Here is a 19,055-nt window from a genome sequence, read left to right on the forward strand (position 1 = left end):
TTGACTTACTGCTCAAAAAAGCCCTGTCGTTATTAATGACAGGGCTTTTTATTTATTAGGTTATGTTAGCTGATGTTTCTCGGTTTGACTTGGCTTCGATCTTCGCTCGAACAAAACTCGTAATTCGCCATACATAAGCAAGTAAAATGGAATACACAACAAAGCAGGCAATGAAGGTATAGAACATCACTGGTTCAGAAATACCCGCCAGCTCACCGTAAATACCAAAAGCAGCATAAAGAGTTGCAATACCGCAGATTGCTACTAGGGTCTGCTTAGGGCTTAAGCCCATACGTTGGAAAATATGATGTAAGTGTTCACGATCGGGTTTGAATGGCGAATCCCCTCGGCGAACTCGGCGAATCATGATAGCCGCCATATCCATCAACGGAACCGCAATTAGCCACAATGCCGTCACTGGGCGCATCAGTGGTTTACTCTCCGCTTGGCTAACACCCAGCAATAGCCAGATCACAGTAAAACCAATCATCATGCTGCCAGCGTCACCCATAAATACTTTTCGAGCGCGTCCCAAAATCCCCAAGTTCATGAAAATGTAAGGCAGCATCGCAACAATAATAACCACACAGAGATAAGCTAAGCCGTGTTGGGCGTCTACTCTTAATAAATAGGCTAGAGCGCCAAAGGTTACAATAGAAAGCCCACCTAGCAGACCATCAATACCATCTACCATATTAAAAGCATTGATTGCACCGATGACCGCTAGCACTGTGATCACAATGCCAGTCCAGCCTAAATTTATATCCCCAAAGCCGAACATGTTACCTAAGCTGTGCAATTCAATACCGGCAATATGAACCATCACCAAAGATAACCCAGCTTGAACTCCCATGCGTATTTTGAAACTCAAGTCGATCTTATCGTCAATGGCACCGATAAGCGTTAAGAGTGCGATAGAACATACATACAGCCAACTATATTCGATAACTTCTGGTTTAAAGGTCAGAAATTGGATAAGGACAATACAGATAGAGATCCCACCGATAAGTGGAACAGCACCGTCATGTAACTTCCTTTCGTTCGGTTTATCAACTAAGCCTACCGACTTAGCAACCTTACGCATGAGAAACAAAGTGGCAAACGAAGAAAAGAAGATAAATAGAAGTTCCAGAAACATAATAGTGCCAACTGCCATTGTAATTATTCGACGGCTATTTTAACCGACAAGGTAACTATCTCAAGGAGAAAATAAGTAACAGAATGGTAGCAAAACGATACTTTTACCCAATTTCTCCTGATTTTCTTATCAGTAAATTAAAGCACAACGTTCATTTTTTTCCTGGCAAAATGTTGATACAGCTCTGCTTTTGCAACACTTTCACCATGAATTAAATGCACTTCTTTCGGTGGTGGATTAATTCCTTCTACAAAGCGAATTAGATCGGATTGATCTGCATGAGCAGAATAGCCAGACATCGTATGTACTTGAGCTTTCACTTTAATTTTCTTTCCTTCGATATCAACTTCACTCGCACCCTCTTGAATTTCTCTCCCTAGCGTTCCCTCAGCTTGATAGCCAGCAAACAGCACATCATTACGACTATCGGGTAACAACGCATTAAGATAATTTATCACTCGACCACCTTCGCACATCCCAGAAGCAGCAACCACAATAGCCGGTTCAGAAGTGCTCGCCAGACGATTCACCAATCTCATATGTTCAGCATGAGTCTCAATCGTAATACATTGTTCAAACCCGAGAGGATGACGATGTTGCTCTAAACGCCTTTTTGCTTCTTTACCCCAAAGCTTTTTAAAGCGCCGATAAGTCTTTGTCACTTTTCGTGCTAAAGGCGAATCAAGAATAATTGGTAGGGCACCATGTAAAGACTCCTGGTGCAGAAGTTGTTCGATATCGAATAACAGTTCTTGTGTCCTACCGACACTAAAAGCAGGAATAACAATCACACCACCATCTTCCAGCGCATGTTCGATAATAGAGAGCAATCGAGTGCTTCTATTTTTTACGCTTTCATGGTGCTTATCACCATAGGTCGACTCAATAAACAAATAGTCTGCTTTTTCAGGAGGTTTCGGATCTGGGAGTAAAGGCGTATCACTTGGACCGAGATCACCAGAAAATACCACTACGTCATTATTTGAGAGTTTAAATTCCAAATAAGCAGAACCTAAAATATGGCCCGCAGGTTGAAAGCGTATATAAGCCAACCCCTTAAGAGGAAGCCATGTATTGTACTGACATGGCACCAATCGTTGCTTAATTAGATTTAATATATGCTGCCGTTGATGTTTGCCTAAACCCAGCTGTAGCTTTAATCCGTCCTCTAACATAAGAGGGACCAACTCAGCAGTTGCTTGTGTGCAGTAGATTTTGCCTTTAAAACCAGCAGCGAGTAGCCATGGTAATCGGCCTATATGGTCAATATGAGCATGGGTCAGTACCACCGCTTTTACCTTGGTTAAAGAAAACTCTATCGCCAGCGAACGATCATGACGACCTACCAATGCATCTTTACCTTGAAATAACCCGCAGTCGATCAAAATGCTCCCTTGCTCAAGTCGCAGTTCGTGACAAGAGCCTGTCACCGTATCCTTCCCACCATGATGAAGTACTTCCATAGCTATCTCCTTTCCATAGGTATCAATGTAATGAATCGAAGAGAGAAGAGGGAGGGTAACCGACCAGATAAACACGAAAGTAGGAGTCAAAATGCTAGGGGAGTGTTAAACGGTGTTTTAAGTTGCATTAAATTGTGATGCATATTCCACATAGGCAACTTTTTGCATTTTGTAATAAATATAAACGAATAAATGCGTATTATAAAACGCGCTTTAGGTAGGCAGAATTTACGATTTTCTGATTAAACTGACACCTTATATCTTGGTTGGTTGTCATAAAAAAGCCATTTTTTTGTCAGTCTTGTACTTTTCGTTGCAACCTGTTTGCTATACAATCCTTTGCCTTGAGCACAAATGATAAAAAACCAAATGCATTGCCTTTAGGAGCCAGACCTAAGGGCGGTAGCGTGCCAAAAAGCAAAACAAAGCTCTCTAAGTGACATAAAAATGTCACCAGATAAATATAAATACAATTAAGCACATAGTTGCATTTCTGGCAAGGTCGGCTTTTATAAAAAGTGCACCTAAACAAATAATTAACTAAATGTCCCATTACGTCAGAGGGGCAATTCAAAGCTGCGATGACAGTTTTTGAGTGATAATTGGCTAGGCATAAGGTTCCTCCCTTCTATTTACCGTCCACGTATCTAGTTCCGTAGAGTGTTCTCGTTGCACATATACTCATGTGCTCTATCAACGTGTCTACGGCATGCCTAAAACATCCATATTCGCTATTCGAATACAAATCACTCTTACAAGTATTAAGAATTTCTCAAGGGATGCCCTGTGCGTCCTTCGTCTATCTACGCCTTTGGTTACCCTAACCAGACCTAAAGGCGTTCTAAAAATCTAAACTTGCTAGGAACTAAAAATGAACTTTTCATTAGAAAACGCCAGAGTTGGCATCATTGGCTTAGGTTACGTTGGTTTACCACTCGCAGTGGAATTTGGCAAAAAGTCACCAACGATTGGCTTCGATATCAACCAAGACCGTATCGATGAACTCTCTGCTGGACGCGATAGCACATTAGAATGCAGCGATAATGAATTAGCAGAAGCAAAATACCTTTCTTATACTTCCTCTCTTCAAGAACTCAAAGAGTGCAATGTTTACATTGTTACCGTTCCTACTCCAATTGACGAACACAAACAACCGGATTTAACGCCTCTTATTAAAGCTTCAGAAGCGTTGGGTACAGTAGTAAATCAGGGCGATATCATCGTTTATGAATCAACCGTATACCCAGGTGCAACAGAAGAAGATTGTATTCCCGTTGTTGAGCGTGTTTCTGGCCTTAAGTTTAACCAAGACTTTTTCGCAGGCTACTCTCCAGAGCGAATCAACCCGGGTGATAAAGAACACCGAGTCACGAACATTCTTAAAGTAACAAGTGGCTCAACGCCAGAAGTCGCAGAATTTGTCGACCAGCTATACAAAACCATCATCACTGCAGGTACACACAAAGCGTCATCTATAAAAGTGGCCGAAGCTGCCAAAGTAATTGAAAACACACAGCGTGATGTAAACATTGCATTAATCAACGAGCTATCAATCATCTTCAACAAGCTTGGTATCGATACGCTAGAAGTGTTAGAAGCGGCAGGCACTAAATGGAACTTCTTACCATTCCGTCCAGGCTTGGTAGGCGGTCACTGTATTGGTGTTGATCCGTACTACCTAACGCATAAAGCACAAGCAGTAGGCTACCATCCTGAAATGATTTTGGCTGGCCGACGCCTAAACGATGGTATGGGGCAATACGTTGTTTCTCAGCTGGTGAAAAAAATGCTGAAAAAACGTATTCACGTAGAAGGCGCAAACGTACTTGTTATGGGCCTAACATTTAAAGAAAACTGCCCAGACCTACGCAATACCAAAGTGGTGGATATTATCTCTGAGCTAAAAGAGTACAACATCAACGTCGATGTTATGGACCCTTGGTGTTCAAATGATGAAGCGCAGCATGAATATGGCTTAACACTTTGCGAAAAAGAAAAGCAAGGCCATTACGACGCGATCATCATGGCGGTATCTCATAACGAATTTAAAGAAATGGGTGTTGAGAAAATTCGTACTTTGGGTAAACCAGAACACGTATTGTACGACCTGAAATACGTTCTAGATAAAGAAAGCGTAGATATGCGTTTGTAAGGAAGGTCCTAGGGCCTAGAAGCTATAACCTCAGAGCCGAGCCATGAAATTCGAGCAATTAGACGTTTGGAAGCGTTCATCACGTTTGGCGAGTAACGTCTATAAACTCATGCGAGATTGCCAAGATTATGGCTTTAAAGATCAAATAACGCGATCAGCTTTATCTGTTCCCTCTAATATCGCAGAAGGTCTTGAAAGAGAAACTGCGAAAGAAGAATCAAGGTTTCTCTATTACGCAAAAGGCTCGTTAGGTGAACTCCTTACGCAAACCTATATTGGCATCGATATAGGTTACATCGATAAAGAAAGTGGCTTATTCATTGTTGCAGAATGCAAAGAGATAGCAGCAATGATCGCCGCTTTGATTAAAATCCGGAAAGGTTTTGTTAGGGAAGAAAAGGGAGATTATGTTTCCTAGACCCTAGACCCTAGACCCTAGACCCTAGACCCTAGACCCTAGACCCTAGACCCTAGACCCTAGACCTTCCCCACACGGAAAACACAATGACCAAATACGAACAAATCCAACAAGAACTAGTTGAATCACCAAAGACGTGGTTAGTAACGGGTGTTGCGGGCTTTATTGGCTCAAACCTACTGGAAAAACTACTCAAGCTTGATCAAACCGTAGTGGGTTTAGATAACTTCGCGACAGGCCATCAACACAACTTAGATGAAGTAAAAGGCCTAGTAAGTGAAGCACAGTGGGATCGTTTTACCTTTATTGAAGGAGACATCCGAGAGCCGAAAACATGCCAACAAGCCGTAAAAGGTGTTGATTACGTACTACACCAAGCTGCACTCGGTTCTGTACCTCGCTCTATCGCTGATCCACTAACGACAAACGCAGCGAACATCACCGGCTTTTTAAATATGCTGGACGCCGCAAAAGAAGAAAGGGTAAGCAGCTTTACTTATGCTGCAAGCAGCTCGACATACGGTGACCATCCAGCACTGCCAAAAGTGGAAGAAAACATCGGTAACCCGCTTTCTCCTTATGCGGTAACTAAATACGTAAATGAGCTTTATGCCGGTGTATACGCCCGCACTTACGGTTTTAAAACGATAGGGCTTCGTTATTTCAATGTATTTGGTCGTCGACAAGATCCTAACGGCGCTTACGCTGCGGTAATTCCAAAATGGACAGCAGCAATGATCAATGGCGAAGATGTCTACATTAATGGTGATGGCGAAACAAGCCGAGATTTTTGCTACATCGATAACGTAGTTCAAATGAACCTGTTAGCAGCAACGGCAAAAGAAGATGCAAAAGACGAGGTGTATAACGTCGCCGTTGGTGACAGAACGACATTAAATGAACTGTACTATGCAATTAAAAATGCACTAAATAAAAATGGTATAAAAGTAGAGGGTGAACCTGTTTATCGTGAGTTTCGTGCAGGTGATGTTAGGCATTCACAGGCCAGTATAGATTTTGCAAAAACACTACTCAATTATTCACCACAAATAAGAATTAAAGGAGGAGTTGATTTAACCGTGCAATGGTTTATTAATAAGTCTATGTGATTGAATAATTATGATATATAAAATTCTTAGTGTTGTATCATCAAGGCTTATACAGATGTTAAGTTCTGTTATAGCATTGATGGTTATCACTCGATTTTTAGAACCTAATGAATACGCAAAATATCAAGAGCTATTTATTCCCGCAAGTATTTTTTCAAATTTGATGTATGCTACTGTAAATGGTGCCTATTCAAGGTGGTTTTACGGAAATAACGAAAGCATAAAGTTTTCATTATATATAGTTGCATTTAACCTTATATTATCTTTGATAGTGTTTTATCTGTTTGATTTAGATTGGAAGATATTATTTATTGCCCATGCTCTTGGGTTTGCGTTATTAAGTAACACATACGCTAGAGTCAATGATTATAATATTCTATTTTTATATCAAAACTTGTCAAGATCAATTATTTATGTGATTCTTGTCTACATACTCCTTAAGCACTATAAAGATTATAACTACATTGTAATATCCTTAATTACATCTTGTGTTATAGTGTCTCTAATTACAATAAAAAGCGTAATAAAACACTATAGAATAAGTCGTGAATTGGTTTTGAGATTCAAAACGTACATCAGCTTCGGTTTACAGACGGGCATTGCTACTGGTGTAACGGTGATTAATTTAAATTTAGATAAGCTTATTGTATCTAAACATCTTAAATCTGAAATTTTTGGTGCCTATGTGGCAAATTCCCAATTTGTTGAATTTGCAGTAGTTGCCATTTTTTCATTAATATCTTCAATAGTATATCCAGAGTTGGTAAAAAAAAGAAATGATAGCAAGTCTATACTAAATTTGATTGCTATGTACATTAACTGCATGTCGTTTCTAGGTGTAATGCTCATAGCTATTGTCCATTTTTTTGGGAAAGAAATTGTTTCGCTTGCTCTCGGAGATGGATATTCACTAACTTCTATTGTTCTTGTTTATATTACTTTGAATGTCGTATTGTCATCTTTAAAAAGTAATTGTATTGATATAGCATTAAACATTATGAACAAAGTTAAGTTTATTATATTGACATCTTTGACTTCACTAATTTTGTTTTTTGTCTTTAGCCTTAAGTTAAGTAACAGCGCAACTATTGAAGATATAGTGTTAATTGGTATTTTATCTAAGCTATTAGCCTGCTTTTTATCATTGTTTTTTATATATAGAAATAGAATTTTGTTATGAAGAAAATATTGTATGCTTGTTATCTGACTGAAGATATTTCCAGTGGGGTAATAAAAAAAATATCAAGTCAAGTTAAAGAAATGAGAGTTCATTATCATGTAGATTTAATTGTGTTTACTAGGGAGGAACTGGAAAGTAAATATAATGAATTTTTCGAGGGATCAACAGTTATAGGTATTGGAAGTAATTTTATAAGAAGCTATATAAATAAAGAATTAACGTTTATTAATCTTTTTAAAATCAATTATGACTTTGTTTATCTTCGAGAAATGAGAATGACAGTCTCTTTATGGTTTTTATTGAAAAGAAGTAAGTCTATAATGGAGATAAATGGCGATGTATTATTCAATAATAACTATATAAAAAAAATAATTAAAAATTTTTCGTCTAGAGTGGCTTACAAGGCGTTAAACGGATTGTTATCCGTAGGTAGTGGTGTAAATAAAAGAAATATTCCAAAAGACATGAAAGTATTTCAAATTCCTAATGCATATGATTTGGAGAATATAACTCCTAGAGATGTGAAATGTCTATCTGGAAAATATAAAGTGTTTTTTATATACTCTAATCATCACACTTGGCAAGGTTTAGATTTAATTTTAAAGTGGGCGGAATTATCCCCTAATATTGAATTTCATTTGGTCGGCCCTGTTGGAACAAAAACTAATCTAAATAATGTACATCAATATGGAACTCTTTTATATGATGACTATTCTAAAATTATGCTGTCATGTGATTGTGCCGTCTCAACACTTGCCTTATTTCGTCGTCATGAGACAACTTGCTCATCTTTGAAGTTTTGTGAGTATATAGCTCATGGTATTCCGACTGTTATCAACTATATAGAAACATCAGTACCTAATCTTGAAGAAAGATTTATCTTAAAAATTTCTAATAAAGGTGACTTTATTTTTGACAACCTTTCAGAATTAGAAAGCTTTGTTGTTAAATCAAGAAATATAAATATGAAAGATAGTGAGCGAAATCTTGTTTCACTAAAAAATAATGTAAGAGAAAGACTGGAAATATTAGAGAGATTATAGTCAATACAATTTTTGGTGTGCAGTTTTTATGATTGGTAATATAAGAATAACATTTTGTTTGTTTGTTTTTTTTTGTTGGGTTATTTATCCAACTTTTTCAATAATGGCTTCTCCATATTTAGGTCGGCTTGAAATTCCATTGTTAATTATTATTTCTCCTTTAGTAGTTGTTAGTGTTTGTCTTTTGAATTCTTCATTAATTAAAATAGAAACGAGATATTATTATTACTATTATTTTTCTATTTTTCTTTATCTTTTATTTTATGGTGTATCTGTTGCTTTAAATGATGTTGATATCGATTATAAATCATATATGATGGGTAACTTTGCTAGGATGCTTGCATTTTTTATATCGGGAGTAGGCTTGTATGAACTAATTAACTCAAATAAGAAACATTTAAAGTATGTTTTTTTTGTTACATGGATTTGTATTGCACTATTTGTTTTATTGAATTTTAATTACTCAGGCTTATATTTTCCATATTACGAGATTTTTTTTATCAAAGCTGGGGTAGGCACCGACCAATACCCTATATATAGACATCATTTGACTGATACATTCATTATAATTTCTTTTTGTATATTATATTTCCATATAAAGTCATCACTTATAGTTAAGTCATTGTTGATAATTTCAAGCATGATTCTTGCGTTAATGTTAGGTGGAAGAGCTAGCATCTTCGTTTTTGGGGTCTTGATTCTCTATTCTTTCCATAAAGTTATACCAAATGGATATTTAAAGGTACTTCCCTATTTCATTATTTTATTATGCGCAGCATTATCTATTACTATAGATTTTAATTTTAACATGAGCAGTTTTTTCTCTAGGGAGGAGTTGTTTTATCATGGCTTAAATGACATATCTAACAATATTCTAACAGGAAAAATGGCTGGTCAAATGATTTTAGGCTATGAAGGTTTGTATGTACATAACTTTATATCTATTTATAGACAGCTAGGCTTACCTTGTTTTATATTATACTTGTTTTTATTGTTATCTCCATTTTATTTTTATTTTAATAATAAAATAAGCAATGAAATTATAATTATATTCTCTTATTTCGTAATATTAATGATAATTGCGAAACCTATGTTTTGGGGGTGGGAGTGGATAGGGTTTGGGTTGATAGTTTCAAGTTTAAAGTTCGATTGTAATAAAATCAATTAATTTGGTGAATGAGTTTGAAAATTTTATATGTTATTACTGGTCTTGGTCTAGGTGGCGCTGAAGTTCAGGTGTGTAAGCTCGCTGATAAGTTTATGGATAAAGGCAATGAAGTAAAGATTGCTTATTTATTCGGTAATATCTCGGTTAGACCGGAAAACGAGTCAATAGAGTTGATTAGTTTGAAATTAACTCGTAATCCGATTTCTTTGTTCTTTTCAATTTTTAACCTAATAAAATTAATATCTCATTTTAATCCTGATGTTATGCATAGTCATATGTGGCATGCTAACATCTTATCAAGAATCGTTAGGCCCTTCACAAAAGTAAATAAGTTAGTGTGCTCTGCGCACAGCTCAAATGAAGGAGGAAGATTTCGTATGATGCTTTATCGATTAACCAATCCATTATGTGAAACATTTACGAATGTAGGTAGAGCATCGGTTGAAAACTATATAAGAATGAAGGCTGCTAAGGAAAATAATATATTTCCAGTTGTCAACGGAATTGATGTGGATATTTTTAGACCTGATGATAGTAATAATGATTGGCTTAAAGATACCTATGATATTAGTTATAACAAAAGAATATTCCTGGCTGTTGGACGAGCTCACAAAGCTAAAGACTATCCTAATATGTTAGAGGCATTTTCTATCCTGAAAAGAGATGATTATCACTTATTCATAGCGGGAAAAGGAACTGAGGAATTTCAAGATTTAGTCTCTAAGCTAGGCTTGAATGATAATATTACTATTCTTGGCCAAAGATCCGATGTGAAAGAATTAATGCAAGGATCAGATATTCTAGTTGTTTCTTCAGAAAGAGAAGGACTTCCCATGGTTATTGGTGAAGCTATGTCTTGTGGTTGTAATATTGTTACTACAAATGCCGGTAGTTGTGAAGATTATTTGACAGATTTAGAATCTGCTGTTAAATGTAAAAATTCAGCTTATCTAGCAAATGCTTTAGAAAATAAACTAAATCTAGATAAAAATGAAATGAGGTATATTTCTTGTATGAACAGAGAAAAGATAATTAACTTTTTTTCAATAAATTATGTTATTTCAATGTGGGAGTCTATTTATAATGATTAATGCCTGCATTTATTATTTAATTGATCTTTATATTTTTTAACCTTATTGAAATTTACTATGGGAATATTAAATTTTATTGTTTTTAAATGACGTAAAGGGTGTTAATTGATGAAGTTGTTTATTATAGGAGCTAAGCCATCTTCTTTATATAATTTCAGAGGTAACCTCATTAAAGAAATTGTTTCCTGTGGGTATACGGTTAAAGCTATTGCTTCAGGAGCATCTGGGATTGAAGTCGGAAAAATTGAAGAGCTCGGCTCAGAATATAATGAAGTATATATAGCTAGGACTAGTTTAAATCCACTTTACGATCTTAAAACATACTTGTCTTTAAGGGAGTTATTTAAGAAAGATAAGCCTAAAGTAATACTTTCATATACAATTAAGCCAATTATATGGGGAGGTATAGCTACTCGGTCTTTTAATTCTTGTTCTTTTTATGCAATGGTTACTGGGCTAGGTTATGCATTTCAAAAAGGTGGATTAGCAAAAAACTTACTCAATACCCTTGTTAAGTTCTTGTACCGTTCAGCTTTGAAGAAGTCTAAAGGCGTTATCTTTCAAAACAGAGACAATATGCAAGTCTTTATTGATAAACGTATTGTTCCTAAAGAGAAATGCTTTCTTGTAAATGGTTCTGGTGTGGATCTAAGTCACTACAATTTATCTCCTTTACCTCCTACACCTCACTTTCTTCTTATTGCTAGATTGTTAGGCGATAAAGGGATAAGAGAATATGCTCAAGCAGCCGAGTTAGTTAAGCAAAAGTATCCTGAATCGATGTTTGAGCTAGTTGGGCCAGAAGACCCTTCTCCAGATGGAATCAAGTTGGAAGAAATTCAGGCGTGGTGTGATAAAGGTACAATCGTTTACAGCGGTGCTACCAACGACGTTCGCCCATTTATCGAAAACTGCTCTATCTATGTTTTGCCCTCTTACCATGAAGGTATGCCAAGAACCGTTCTAGAAGCGATGGCGATGGGTCGACCTATTTTGACTACGGATGTGCCAGGTTGTCGAGAAACGGTAGTCAATGGTAAGAATGGTTGGTTAGTTGAAAAAGCTAATATGGAGCAACTTGCTGAGCGGATGATCTGGTTTATCGAGAACCAAGACCAATGGAAAAACATGGCAAAAAACAGTCACGATATGGCTTATGACAAGTTTGATGTTCACAAAGTCAATGCGGAAATTTTAAGAATAATGGGACTATATAATGAAAAGGATATTTGATATCACCGCTTCCCTATGCACCCTCATTTTACTTTCACCAATAATCGCTCTCGTTGCTTGGAAAATACGTAAGAATTTAGGTTCACCCATCTTATTTACACAAGATCGTCCTGGAAAAAATGGAAAGATCTTTAAGATGTTCAAGTTTAGAACTATGACAAGTGAAAAAGATGATTCAGGGCAGCTGTTACCAAATGCACAGAGAATGACAAGTTTTGGTAATAAATTAAGGTCGACTAGTCTAGATGAGCTTCCTGGTCTAATTAATGTTCTGAAGGGAGATATGAGCTTAGTAGGTCCTCGTCCCTTATTGGTGGAGTACTTACCGCTATACAGTAAAGAACAAGCTAGGCGTCATGAGGTTAGGCCCGGTATTACCGGTTGGGCTCAAGTTAATGGTAGAAATACAATCTCTTGGGAAGAGAAGTTCAAATTTGACGTATGGTATGTAGACAACCAGAACCTGCTTTTAGATTGCAAGATTATTTTATTAACGATAAAAAAAGTATTTATTAGAGAAGGGGTTAATAGCTCCGATAATATTACAATGCCCAAGTTTAAGGGTGAAATAAATGAGTAAGTCACTAATAATTGTAGGGGCCAGTGGGTTAGGTAAAGAAGTTGCTTGGTTAGCAAAGCGATTAGGTATTAATATTCTCGGTTTTTTAGATGATAGCGAGGAAATTATTGGGCGTAGTTTCTATCATTATCCAGTTTTGAGTACTGTATCTAATTGGAGTGAATATAAAAACTGTTATTTTTCTGTAGCTATAGCATCACCTAGAGTGCGAAAAAAAATAGTAGAAAAAATGAGGTTATTGGGCGAGCCAAAGTTTGTGACACTAATCGATCCAAGCGTTATTATTGAAGAAGTTGATAATATTGGCTTGGGGTCCATTATTTGCGCAGGTTCAGTTGTAACTGCAGATGTTATCATTGGCGAATTTGTAATAGTCAATAAATTAGTTTCAGTTGGTCATGACGTAACCATTAACGATTTTTGTACTATCTCACCAAAAGTAATGTTAGGTGGAAACTCTAATATTTTAACTGGTACTGAAATAGGTGCTTCATCTTCTATTCGTCAAGGGCTTAGTTTAGGAGAAGGCTCTGTGATTGGAATGGGTAGTACAGTAGTAAAAAATGTCGATTCAAATAGTCTTTATTTCGGTTCTCCAGCAAAAAAAGTAAAAGAAATATCTCCGTTTTAGTTTATATATCCTATAACTCGTCAGGAAGTCTCAATGCTTAATACTCCATTTTCTCCATGGCCTTCTTTTACTCAAGAAGAAGCCGACTCAGTTAGTCGTATACTACTGTCAAACAAAGTAAACTACTGGACGGGTAGTGAGTGCCGTGAGTTCGAAAAAGAATTCGCAGCTTGGGTTGGATGTGATCATGCTGTTGCACTAAGCAACGGTACCCTTGCACTCGATGTCGCGCTTAAAGCGTTAGCGATTGGTGAAGGGGACGAGGTCATTACGACGCCTAGAACGTTTCTTGCTTCTGCCTCTTCTATTGTTACGGCTGGCGCCAATCCTGTGTTCGCGGATGTGGATCTCAATAGCCAAGCCATCACGGCAGAGTCAATTGAAGCGGTGCTAACCCCTAAGACGAAAGCGGTCATCGTTGTTCATTTAGCTGGCATGCCTGCAGAAATGGATGCCATTATGGCACTTTCAGAAAAACATGGTTTTTCTGTTATTGAAGATTGTGCCCAAGCACATGGCGCAAAATACAAAGGGCGCAGTGTAGGCACAATTGGTCACATTGGTGCTTGGTCTTTCTGTCAAGATAAGATCATGACCACAGGCGGTGAAGGTGGCATGGTGACTACAAATGATAAAGATTTGTGGTCAAAAATGTGGTCTTACAAAGATCATGGTAAAAACTATGACGCGATTTATAACCGTCAACATCCACCGGGCTTTCGCTGGTTGCACGACAGCTTTGGAACCAACTGGCGTATGACTGAGCTACAAGCCGTGGTTGGTCGTATTCAATTGACTCGCATGTCAGAATGGACGGCAAAACGTCAAGCCAATGCGGCACAACTCGATGAGGCAGTTGCAGATCTCAATATTGTTCGACGTGTTCACGTGCCTGAGCATTCGCAGCACGCAGAATACAAACACTACCTATTTGTTGAGCCTGAACATTTGGCAGAGGGCTGGACGAGAGATCGCATTGTGGAAACCATTGTAGAACGTGGCGTTCCGGCTTATCAGGGGAGCTGTTCTGAGGTGTATTTAGAAAAAGCATTTGATAATACGCCATGGCGACCAGAAAAACGCCTACCAAATGCGGTGCAGTTAGGTGAGACTAGTTTGATGTTTTTGGTCCATCCGACATTAACACCAGAAGAAGTTGCTAAAACCAGCTGCGTGATCCGTGAAGTGTTGTTAGAGGCGCAGAAGTAAACCTGTTCAGTCTGAGTAGGATGCATAAATAACAATGCCTTAACGCATCGTTATCTATAATTTTTTCCTACCAATGCGTCCCACCACTTGATGAAAAATGTAAAACGTCTGTTACGCATATTGCTTAAAAGATGCGATGCAGCGAGATAATATGCAAATAATGGTTCTATACATAATCATCAGGTTGTATAATCTTTGCTCAGGCTATCTCATAACATTAACTAGCATTACCACCAAACTCTTAAAAAATAAACTTGGGGTAATGAGGCTTACATACTGTCATGATTGAAAATAATTCCAAACTTAACGTCATTTGGTCTTTACCGAGATATCAAAAGCGCCTTATTAGTATCGGAGTGGATTTCTTTATTATCTCTGCTGCTTTTATGTTTGCTTATTGGTCTCGTATTGGTGAGTTCCGTTCACTTCCAGATACAAGCAGTCACTACGTATTGCTTGCCACCGTTGTTTGTACCCTTGCTGTCTTTGTCGCGTTTGGCCTCTACCGAGCGGTATTACGCTATTTAGGCTTTCATGTGCTGGCAGTCGTCGGGTTAGGTACTATTCTATCTGCGCTTTGTGTGGCCAGTTTTGCTTTCGCATTCGATGCCCAATTACCACGCTCGATTCCTTTTATTTATGCCGCTTTTCTAGCAATAGGGGTAGGGACTAGCCGTCTGTTAGTAAGAAGTTTGGTTGCTCAATCGGTACATAAGGCCGGAGATCCAGTCCTCATTTATGGTGCAGGTAGTGCTGGTCGTGAGCTTGCGTTTGCGCTGCGACAATCAGAAACCTACCGAGTTATCGGCTTTGTGGATGAAGATAAAACCCTGCAAAACACAATGTTAATGGGTTATCGAGTCTATACCGCAGATAATGCGATAAAGGCGCTCAGAAAGCATGAAGTGAAAAAAATCTTACTTGCCATTCCTAGCGCTTCGAATAAACGCCGTAAGGAGGTTTTGGATCGAATCTCTAAACTTCCGGTTGAAATCCAAACCGTTCCTGATATGAAAGATATCCTTACGGGTAAGGCGAAAATTGATGAACTGAAAGAGGTTCCGATTGGTGATTTGTTAGGTCGTGATCCTGTTCAGCCGCAACAAGTTTTGATGGAAGCAAACATCAAGAACCAAGTGGTCATGGTGACGGGAGCTGGTGGCTCAATTGGTTCTGAGTTATGTCGTCAGATTTTGAACTACTCACCAAAATCATTGATCTTATTTGAGCTGTCTGAGTTTGCCTTGTATCAGGTTCACAGTGAGCTAAGCCAAATCATCAAGGCTAAGAAGCTAAACATTGTAGTCGTGCCTCTAGTTGGCTCTGTGCAGCGACAAAATCGTTTAGAAACCACCATGAAGGCGTTTGAAGTGGACACAGTTTACCATGCTGCAGCGTACAAACATGTTCCGCTGGTGGAGTATAACGTTGTTGAGGGTGTGCGAAACAACGTATTTGGCACTTACTACACCGCACAAGCAGCGATTGATGCTGGTGTGAAGAATTTCGTTCTCATTTCTACTGATAAAGCCGTTAGACCAACGAACGTCATGGGTGCGACTAAACGCATGGCTGAGTTGGGGTTACAAGCGTTGGCGGAGCAACAAAATCGAATTCGTGAGAGCAACCCAAACCTTGGCACGCGCTTTTGTATGGTGCGCTTTGGTAATGTACTGGGTTCGTCAGGCTCGGTAATTCCTGTATTCAAAAGACAAATTGAAAAGCGAGAGCCTATTACGGTTACCCATAAAGACATTACTCGATACTTTATGACGATCCCGGAAGCTGCTCAGTTGGTCATTCAAGCTGGGGCAATGGGTAAAGGTGGCGATGTATTTGTTCTCGATATGGGGGAGCCAGTTAAGATTGTCGATCTAGCGAAGAATTTGGTTTACCTGTCAGGCCTTGAAGTTAAAGATGAAAACAATCCTCATGGCGATATAGAAATTCTCTTCACTGGTTTGAGGCCTGGAGAGAAGTTATATGAAGAGCTGTTGATTGGGGATGATAATGTTTCCGAAACGGCACATGCTCGCATTATGACAGCCCAAGAAAGTTACTTGCCATTGAAAGAGTATGAGACCTTGATCGACAAGCTCGATGTTGCTTGCCACAACTTCCAACACGAAGTGATTCGTCGTTTACTGCTCGAGGCCCCTACAGGTTTTAACCCAGTAGATGGCATTGAAGATCTTGTATGGAAGCAAAATACTCGCACTGCGGAGTTATATACTTTTGAACCAAAGCAAAGTAATGCAAGTGAAACTTGATGCTTTTATTTGATTGGTAAATAATAGAAAAATTAATAAGATATGCTTTCGTGATGCTCGCTGTGGAGATTTACCTATGACGAGCCCAGTATCGGCATATTACAATCTCAAAAAGGCACTTCTGAGTGCCTTTTTCTGTATTCAATACATTAACAGTGGCTAAAACTGATGGCACAGAAAACGATTAAAATAGGGATAGCAGCATTATCGCTGCCGCTACTGGTAAGTACCTCTCTTACCGCTCAGGAGTTGGTGACGCTACCTTCGAATCAAAGCTTTACAGGTTTAACCTTTACGCCTAATGCGCAGTCGTTAAACTATGGTGACTTTTCATTTACGTATGCGCAAGGCTTGCCATTTCGAACGGCAGTGCAAGATTTGGATTCTCTTAAGTTTTCGTTTGGCATGTTTGAGGGGTTAGAGGCCCACGGAAGAATTGTCACTGATGATTACACCTCAAACTGTTTTTACGATTGTGGAGACATTCGTGATTTATCGATGTCTTTCAAATATCAGGTTCCTAACTTTTGGGGGGCGGAGAACCTAGACTTTGCTTTAGGTATTCAGGACTTGGGAGGGGCTGGTAACCAGTTCAGTACTAAATATGCGGTCGCGGACTACTCTTTCGACTTTGCTCCAGTTCGAGTGTCGGCAGGTTACGGGCTTTCTGATATCGAATTGGGTGTGATGGATGGCCCATTCGGTGGTATTGAGTATCAACCATTGAGCTTTTTACAGGTCAGTGGGGAATACGATGCTGTGGAGTTCAACTCATCGGTGAAACTTTTTACCCCACAAGGCACACTGCCTTATGATGTGACAGCTTCGCTCAGTTATCAGCTATATTCAGGCCACAATACAGATGAGCAAAATATCTGGAACGCAGCACTTTCAGTACCGTTAGTCACCGGGTACACGCGTTCTCGCGATTACTCTCGCAATAATGTCACATTGATGGAAAGGCTGTCTTTGGAGCAGAAGAAAGCCAAAGAGGCTTCTATCTCTGCTTTGGTGAGCACGCTTCGTAATGAAGGTTTTGTGAATATTCAAATCGGTCTGTTGGACCAAACGACGGTAGTTGCGCTAGAAAACCGTCGTTATAACCATAACCAAGTTGACGGTTTAGGTGTTGCGATGGGGATCATCTCTAGCCACCTAGGTCAAAACGCCGTATCAGAAGTGGGCGGTGAGTCGGAGCGCATTGAGCTAATTATGCTCGCAAACCAAAAGCCCGTTGTTAGTGTGCAAGCGAATTCGTCTTGTTATCAAAGTTTTATCAATGGTTCTGCTGCGTGCGAGGATATTAAGTTCACGACACGAGATTTAGCCGAGAAACTTGAGCTGGTTAATTGGAAAACAGAGCGCGTAAATAGCGGTGTACTAGACTCTCAACTTGTTTTTTCACCTATGGTTCGCCATGCCGTTGCGACAGAGTTTGGGGTCTATGACTACTCCTTTGCCATGTCGAGCAACTTATATACGTATCTTTGGTCTGGTGCCGCTGTCGATGTTCGCCATATTCTGCCGTTAGCGGAAAGTGACGATTATGAAAAATGGGGATACTTTGAGGATAGCGCGTACAAAAATGATATTGAGCGTGCAATGTTGCATCAATTCTTCCGTTTGCCTTATGTCGATATCGCGAACCAAGTATCCGTCGGTTTGGCGAAAACAGATTATATTGGCGCGAGAAGTGAATCAACATGGTTTTCTCAGTCCGGTGCGCATGCCTTTAGCTTAGAAATGAGTTATTTCCAGCATGTCGATGAGAAAGATGAAAATGGCTACGAGACTCTCGATCGTCAAACTTCGCTAGCTCGCTATACTTTCTCAATGCCTGAATGGGATTGGCAGTTTAACGCGACAGCGGGTGAGTTTTGGCGAGGTGATGTCGGTGCCAAGCTAACAACCTCTCATTGGTTTGAGGATATTGAGGTTTCCGCTACTTATCAGGTTACTAAGTACAAAGATACTGATGAAGAGCAGTTTGTGGCTGTTTCAGTCAAGTTACCACTAACACCTTGGCGCGATATGTCTCCTGGTTTGTTGCAGGTTAGAGGCAACGAGGCCTATGACTTTAATGTGATGACACGAGTAGGCAATGATGTGAATTACTTAAGTGATGGGCAAGGTGATGAGCTTATCATGGACAACAGTATGCTACGTCGTTACTTCAACCGTGGTCGCTATGGTAGTGATTACTTTGAAGAGAATAAGATTCGCTTACGTAATGCCTACCTGCGTTACCTATCAACTCAGTTAGACTAAACCCATAGAGTAATACGATGTGCGAAAAGCGGCCAATGAGCCGCTTTTTTATTTTCTAATGTATGAAGCTTAGGTTGCACAATATTGTTTCACTATCCAAAA

General features: G+C 38.9%; 15 protein-coding genes. 13 read left to right on the forward strand and 2 right to left on the reverse strand.

Translation table 11 applies throughout. From position 1 onward, the window contains the following. Window positions 1-55 precede the first annotated feature (55 nt). Window positions 56-1,138, reverse strand: a complete 1,083-nt coding sequence (wecA, locus tag FKN08_RS13090) for a UDP-N-acetylglucosamine--undecaprenyl-phosphate N-acetylglucosaminephosphotransferase (protein WP_170892290.1) — start codon at window positions 1,136-1,138, stop codon at window positions 56-58. A gap of 137 nt (window positions 1,139-1,275) precedes the next feature. After that, complete coding sequence (locus FKN08_RS13095; protein ID WP_170892291.1) at window positions 1,276-2,601, reverse strand: MBL fold metallo-hydrolase; 1,326 nt, start codon at window positions 2,599-2,601, stop codon at window positions 1,276-1,278. 871 nt (window positions 2,602-3,472) lie between these two features. On the opposite strand from FKN08_RS13095, the gene tviB reads away from it, so the two are divergent. The 13 genes from tviB (at window position 3,473) to FKN08_RS13160 (ending at window position 18,953) form a co-directional block, all read left to right on the forward strand. Next, window positions 3,473-4,753: a Vi polysaccharide biosynthesis UDP-N-acetylglucosamine C-6 dehydrogenase TviB gene (gene tviB / locus FKN08_RS13100; protein ID WP_006742489.1), complete on the forward strand. Its 1,281-nt coding sequence runs from the start codon at window positions 3,473-3,475 to the stop codon at window positions 4,751-4,753. 43 nt (window positions 4,754-4,796) lie between these two features. Beyond that, entirely contained in the window at window positions 4,797-5,171 is a 375-nt protein-coding gene (locus FKN08_RS13105) for a four helix bundle protein (protein WP_047009463.1), read from the forward strand. 86 nt (window positions 5,172-5,257) lie between these two features. Further along, window positions 5,258-6,280, forward strand: coding sequence for an NAD-dependent epimerase/dehydratase family protein (locus FKN08_RS13110; protein WP_170892292.1), 1,023 nt, complete (start codon window positions 5,258-5,260; stop codon window positions 6,278-6,280). Between the two features lie 55 nt (window positions 6,281-6,335). Continuing rightward, the gene (locus tag FKN08_RS13115; RefSeq protein WP_170892293.1) at window positions 6,336-7,460 is read left to right on the forward strand and encodes an oligosaccharide flippase family protein; all 1,125 of its coding nucleotides are present in this window, start codon (window positions 6,336-6,338) and stop codon (window positions 7,458-7,460) included. Beyond that, window positions 7,457-8,503, forward strand: a complete 1,047-nt coding sequence (locus tag FKN08_RS13120; protein ID WP_170892294.1) for a hypothetical protein — start codon at window positions 7,457-7,459, stop codon at window positions 8,501-8,503. Before FKN08_RS13115 ends, FKN08_RS13120 begins: the two co-directional genes overlap by 4 nt. A 28-nt stretch (window positions 8,504-8,531) precedes the next feature. Beyond that, entirely contained in the window at window positions 8,532-9,671 is a 1,140-nt protein-coding gene (locus tag FKN08_RS13125) for a hypothetical protein (RefSeq protein WP_170892295.1), read from the forward strand. A 14-nt stretch (window positions 9,672-9,685) separates the two neighbouring features. After that, window positions 9,686-10,762 (forward strand): glycosyltransferase, encoded by a 1,077-nt coding sequence (locus tag FKN08_RS13130; protein ID WP_170892296.1) that lies wholly within the window; start codon window positions 9,686-9,688, stop codon window positions 10,760-10,762. A gap of 108 nt (window positions 10,763-10,870) precedes the next feature. After that, entirely contained in the window at window positions 10,871-11,995 is a 1,125-nt protein-coding gene (locus FKN08_RS13135) for a glycosyltransferase family 4 protein (RefSeq protein WP_170892297.1), read from the forward strand. Beyond that, window positions 11,979-12,575 carry a sugar transferase gene (locus tag FKN08_RS13140; protein ID WP_170892298.1) on the forward strand — a complete coding sequence of 199 codons (597 nt, stop codon included), beginning with the start codon at window positions 11,979-11,981 and terminating at the stop codon, window positions 12,573-12,575. Before FKN08_RS13135 ends, FKN08_RS13140 begins: the two co-directional genes overlap by 17 nt. Further along, window positions 12,568-13,206, forward strand: a complete 639-nt coding sequence (locus FKN08_RS13145) for an acetyltransferase (protein WP_170892299.1) — start codon at window positions 12,568-12,570, stop codon at window positions 13,204-13,206. Before FKN08_RS13140 ends, FKN08_RS13145 begins: the two co-directional genes overlap by 8 nt. Before the next feature lie 33 nt (window positions 13,207-13,239). After that, a complete protein-coding gene (locus FKN08_RS13150) occupies window positions 13,240-14,415 on the forward strand; it encodes a DegT/DnrJ/EryC1/StrS aminotransferase family protein (RefSeq protein WP_170892300.1) in 1,176 nt (391 codons plus the stop codon). Between the two features lie 281 nt (window positions 14,416-14,696). Continuing rightward, a complete protein-coding gene (locus FKN08_RS13155; RefSeq protein WP_170892301.1) occupies window positions 14,697-16,685 on the forward strand; it encodes a nucleoside-diphosphate sugar epimerase/dehydratase in 1,989 nt (662 codons plus the stop codon). A 168-nt stretch (window positions 16,686-16,853) separates the two neighbouring features. After that, the gene (locus tag FKN08_RS13160; protein ID WP_170892302.1) at window positions 16,854-18,953 is read left to right on the forward strand and encodes a YjbH domain-containing protein; all 2,100 of its coding nucleotides are present in this window, start codon (window positions 16,854-16,856) and stop codon (window positions 18,951-18,953) included. Window positions 18,954-19,055: the final 102 nt, after the last annotated feature.

Origin of the sequence: Vibrio sp. 1-2 (7-a) (assembly GCF_013048515.1) — a bacterium.
Classification (GTDB): domain Bacteria; phylum Pseudomonadota; class Gammaproteobacteria; order Enterobacterales; family Vibrionaceae; genus Vibrio; species Vibrio diabolicus.